The 5,036-nt window shown below is 69.0% G+C and carries 3 protein-coding genes and 2 tRNA genes; 3 read left to right on the plus strand and 2 right to left on the minus strand.

Translation table 11 applies throughout. The features are described 5' to 3' along the window. The first annotated feature begins 86 nt into the window (after positions 1-86). Positions 87-272: a hypothetical protein gene (locus AB1609_15230; GenBank protein MEW6047808.1), complete on the plus strand. Its 186-nt coding sequence runs from the start codon at positions 87-89 to the stop codon at positions 270-272. Here AB1609_15230 and AB1609_15235 read toward each other — a convergent pair. Together AB1609_15235 and AB1609_15240 are read right to left on the minus strand one after the other, a co-directional pair. Next, positions 232-323 (minus strand) — tRNA-Ser (locus tag AB1609_15235). The two genes, AB1609_15230 and AB1609_15235, sit on opposite strands and share 41 nt — an antisense overlap. Positions 324-360: 37 nt before the next feature. Next, a tRNA-Ser gene (locus tag AB1609_15240) sits at positions 361-453 on the minus strand. A 186-nt stretch (positions 454-639) separates the two neighbouring features. Here AB1609_15240 and AB1609_15245 point away from each other — a divergent pair. Continuing rightward, complete coding sequence (locus tag AB1609_15245; protein MEW6047809.1) at positions 640-1,515, plus strand: hypothetical protein; 876 nt, start codon at positions 640-642, stop codon at positions 1,513-1,515. Positions 1,516-1,526: 11 nt separating this feature from the next. Then, positions 1,527-5,036, plus strand: a 3,510-nt coding sequence (locus AB1609_15250) for an efflux RND transporter permease subunit (GenBank protein ID MEW6047810.1), incomplete at its 3' end; no start/stop codon positions are given.

The following is a 5,036-nucleotide window of genomic DNA, read 5'->3' on the forward strand; positions in this document are numbered from 1 at the left end:
TGCGGTAACCAACCCGCGGATATCAGACTGCCAACCGTCGACGACATTTCCGGCCCGGCTCCACCCCGGCGGATCAGAGCAGGGGGTTGACGGCCTCGTTCATATCAGCCGAGGCCAAGGTTGATCCCAAGGCTGCAGCCCACCTTGCCGGCCATGCCGACGTGAAGGTGACGTGGGCGCTCTACCAAGGCGTTACGAAGACCATTGGGTATGGTCTCTCCACCTCAGTGATGGCGGAAGGGGAGGGATTCGAACCCTCGGAGGCCCGGTAGGACCTCACACGCTCTCCAGGCGTGCCTGTTCGTCCGCTCCAGCACCCTTCCGCGCCGGTGAGAGGGCGACTGTCGTGACGCAGGACGGTGGCGGAGGGGGTGGGATTCGAACCCACGGGCCAGCGAATGCCAGCCAACGGTTTTCGAGACCGCCCCGTTATGGCCGCTCCGGCACCCCTCCGCGCGCGGCGGCCATGCGGCCGACCGGCTGCGCCGCCCATTATACCACATCCGCCGCCCCCGCAATGAGCGGCCAGACGCCCGCTGGAAGCCGGCTCTTCGTTGACACTCCCCCACCCCGTGGCTAGAATGAGGGCGGCCTTAGCCCGGCTGTGGTCAACCGCGTCTTGCGGGGGGTGAGCGTCCCATGCGCGTACCTCTGGCGGCGCCAAGACGCCGAACACGTCCTGTCCGCCTCCGCGTCAACAGCCTTCTGACGGTTTGCACCATCGGAGCCGTTCTGGCCGCGTTCACCGGGCTCACAGGGGCCACCGCTTCAGGTTCCAGCGCTTCGGCCGGCTCACAGCCAGCCGCCAAGGCAGACGCCGTCCTCACCCAGGTGCGCCAGGCCGTAGAGGCCATCCGTGACGCGAGCGCCCGGCTCACCACCGAGGCGGTGGACGCCAGGGGCCGCCGCACCCGGTCGGTTCTCAAGGTGGCGTTCCTGCGCACCCCCGGGCTGGTGCGCCTCGAGATCGTTGAGCCGTCGGCCCTGGCCGACCAGGTCTACGTCATCGATTTCGAGAAGGAGCAGGTGCAGGTCTACCTGCCCGTGACGAACCAGATCCTGGTACAGCCCTTCGCAAAGGCCCTTCCGAGCGGGGTCGACGTCAGGTCGCTCTCGCCCGATCGCATCTTCGAAGCGCTTCCCGGTGCCGCCGGGGCCGGCAAGGACAGCTCGGTGAAGCTGGTCGCCACCGAAAAGGCAGGCGGCAAGACCCTTTACGTCCTGGAAGCCCCCGTTGACCGTTCGCAGCTTGACGGAGGATCCGGGGCCGGGGCAGGGGCTGGCTCCCTGCTGCAGGGCCTGGTTCGGGGGCCCGCCCTCGGGGCTGCTGAGGACGCCGCTTACGTGCGGGTCTGGATTGACGGTTCGACGTGGCTTGCCACACGGGTTGTGACGTACAGCCCCTCGGGCAAAGAACTCTCCACCCTGACGCTGAGCGACGTTCGCATCAACGCCGGCCTCAAGCCCCAGGCGCTGCGCCAGCTCCCTGCCGACGCCGAGATCGTCGAAGGGTAAGTTCGCCTCTCATGGAGCGCCTGGTTGCGGCTTCCGTTCGCCGCCCCATCCTGGTCAGCATGGTGGTGCTGGCCGTTTTATTGCTCGGCGGCGTCTCGCTCACCCGTATGGGCCTCGACCTGCTCCCGGACATCGAAATCCCCGTGGCCGCCGTCCTCACCGTCTACCCGGGCGCCGGCCCGGAGGCCGTCGAACAGCAGGTCACGCACCCCATCGAGTCCAGCGTCTCCACGCTTCCGGGCGTGAGCCGCACGAGTTCGATCAGCCGGGAGAACGTCTCCCTGGTCGTCGTCGAGCTCAACTGGCGCGCAAACCTCTCCGTGTTCATGAACGACGTCAACCAGCTTTTCCAGCGCCTCAAGCTCACGCTGCCGCCATCCGTCGAACCCCCCGTCGTTCTGCGGCTCGACCCGACGCAGTTGCCCATCGCCATGTACGGCATCACGGGTTCGGACGACCTCAGCCAGTTGAGCCGGGCGACCAGAGAGCAGCTCGTCCCGGTGCTGGAACGGGTTGAGGGCGTCGGCCGGGTGCTGGTGAGCGGTGGTACGACGGAAGAGATCCAGGTTCGCTACGACCCCGAGCAACTGGCCCGCGTCGGCCTGACGCCATCGCAGCTCGCGCAGGTCATCACCTACCAGAACGTGGAAGTTCCGGTCGGCCCTCTCACCGAGGGCGGGCGGCGCTACCAGGTGCGGGCCGGGGCGCGCATCGGCAGCCTCGACGGCCTGCGGGAGCTTCCGGTCACCATCCTGCGCCCGGGGCAGGGCGGGACCGGGTTGCTGCCGCAGGTGGTTGAGCTTCAGGACGTGGCCGAGGTGGAGCGGGTGAACCGCCTGCCGGAAGGGTACGCCCGGGTGAACGGCCGGCCGTCGCTGCTCGTCAGTGTCTTCAAGGAGTCCGGCCAGAACACCGTCACGGTCGCCCGCCGCATCCGCAAGGCTCTGGCCGCCCACCGGGCCGAGATGCAGAGCCTCGACGTCGTGCCGATTTACGACCAGGCCGACTTCATCGAACAGGCGCTGGTGAGCGTGACGCGAAACGGCGCCATCGGCGGTATTCTGGCCGTGGTCGTGCTGTACCTGTTCCTCTTCGATATCTTGAGCACGTTCACCATAGCCGTAGCCATCCCGATTTCCATCATCGCCACCCTGGCGCTGATGTACCTCAACGGCCTCACGCTCAACCTCATGAGCCTGGGCGGGCTCGGGCTCGGCATCGGAATGCTCGTGGACAACGCCATCGTGGTGCTGGAGAGCATCTTCCGGCACGCCCAGCAGGGAGATGCGCCTGACCAGGCGGCCTCCCGGGGGACGGCCGAGGTCGGGGTGGCCATCACGGCGTCGACGTTTACGACGCTGGTCGTCTTCTTGCCCGTCATCTTCGTGGGCGGGCTGGCTGGACGGATCTTCCAGGAACTGGCGCTGACGGTCACCTATTCCCTGCTGGCGTCGCTGGCGGTGGCCATCACCGTAGTGCCGGCGATGGCGGTGCGGCTGCGGCTTGCTCAACGCGGCGACGTGGTCGAGCGCCTTTCCGCCCTGGCCGCGCGACGGCGGGCGGGGTCGCGGTGGTTCGAGCCGGTCGGGCTGGGCTATCAGAAGCTCTTGCTCGGGGTGCTCCGCCGCCGGGCGCTGGTTGTGGTGGGAGTTGGCGCCATCGCGGCAGCGGCGGTGTGGGTTTACCCGCGCCTGGACGTCGAGTTCCTCACGCCGGTGGACATGGGCCGGGTCGGTGTGGTGGTGGAGATGCCGCCCGGCACGCCGGTGGACGAGACCGACCGCGCCGCCCGGCAACTGGAGGACTACCTGCTGCGGTTGCCCGAGGTGGAGTCGGTCTCGACGCAGGTGGGCAGCGCCGGCAGCGGCGACCTCCTGTCCGCCCTCTCGGGCGAACGCACCTCGACAGGCAACCTGTACGTGGTGCTGAAGCCCCGTTCCCAGAGGAGCCGCAGCGCGGCACAGCTCGTCAGCGAACTGCGGCGTGAGGTACCGGGCGTCCTCGAGGACGCGCCTCAGGCCCGCATCCGGGTGACTGACTCGCCGTCGTTCGGGGTGTTGAGCGAACTCATCGCGGAGCGGGTCACCATCAACGTCATGGGCCCGGACCGGCAGGCGCTCGCCTCCCTCGCCGGCCAGGTGGCGGACAGGCTCGACAAGACGCCCGGCTTTGCCAACGTGACCACGTCGCTCCAGGCCCAGGAACCGGCGCTGGCGTTGCGTGTGGACACGGGCCGGGCGCTGACCGGCGGGCTGCTTGCGGCGCAGGTGGGAGCGGGGCTGCGGGACGCGGTGCAGGGAGCGCCGGCGGGGCACCTGGTGGAGGCGGGCGGGGAGCAGGTTGCCATCGTGGTCAAGGCCGATCCGTCCTCGGTTAACTCGCTTGAAGGGTTGCTGAATCTCCCCGTGACGGGGCTCGCCCTGCCGGGCAGCACCCCGCCGAGGGTGCGCGTCGAACGCGTCGCCCTGCCGGAACAGACCACCGAGCCAACGTCAATCCAGCACCGGGACGGCCAGCGCATCGTGACCGTCAACGCCGACGTCGAGGGCATCGGGCTGGGTGAGGCCGGGGAGAGGGTCCAGCAGCTGCTGCGAACGGTCGATATGCCCGCCGGGCACGGGGCGAGGCTTGCAGGCGTCCATGAACTCATCGGCGAGACGTTCGGCGACATGTGGCTGGCCCTGGCGCTCGCCGTTGTGCTCGTTTACATGGTGATGGCGGCGCAGTTCGAGTCGCTGCTTGACCCGCTCATCATCATGTTCACCGTGCCGCTGGGTCTGGCAGGAGGCCTCGCGGGCCTCTGGATCACAGGAAACAAGATCGGCGTCACCGCCATCCTGGGCGGCATCGTGCTGGCCGGCATCGCGGTCAACAACGGCATCGTCCTCATCGACCACATCAACCAGCTGGCGGGGCGGGGGCGTTCGTTCGAGGACGCCGTGGTCGAAGGGGCTTCGGTGAGGCTGCGGCCCGTGCTGATGACGTCGCTCACCACCATCCTGGGGTTGTTCCCGCTGACGCTGGGGTGGGGCGAGGCAAGCGAACTCGAGGTGCCGCTGGCGGTGACCGTCGTTGGAGGCATGACGCTCGCCACGCTGCTGACGCTCCTGGTGGTGCCGGCGGTCAAGTACTCGATGGGCAAAGCCGTGGCGCAACGGCGGGTGCCCAGCGCGGCGCTCTCCCTGGGCCCGTGGATCCTGGTGCTGGTGGCGGCCGCCATGATCCTGGCCTTTTTCGCCGGAGCCGGGCGGGCTGCCGCGGCACCCGGCGCGGCGGCAAGCGCCGCACCAGCGTGGTGGGTGCAGCAGGAGACAGTTGTGGGCGGCGCCGTCTCGGCACCATCGCCAGGGGAGGCGGGCACTGCCGCTACGCTTGGCACGTGGGCTGCTGGGGCCGCGCTGCGGGGGCAGATCCGCCACGGCACGCTGAGAGGAGCGACGCTCGGGGCAGGTTTCAGCGCCGGCCAAACCGGGCCCTGGTGGCAACTGCAGGCGGGCGGAGCCCTTTCCATGGGGCGGCTG

Source organism: Bacillota bacterium, assembly GCA_040754675.1.
GTDB lineage: Bacteria > Bacillota > Limnochordia > Limnochordales > Geochordaceae > Geochorda.

Coding starts and splice junctions, on each gene's coding strand:
- AB1609_15245 (MEW6047809.1), top strand. CDS start 640: ATGCGCGTACCTCTGGCGGCGCCAAGACGCCGAACACGTCCTGTCCGC.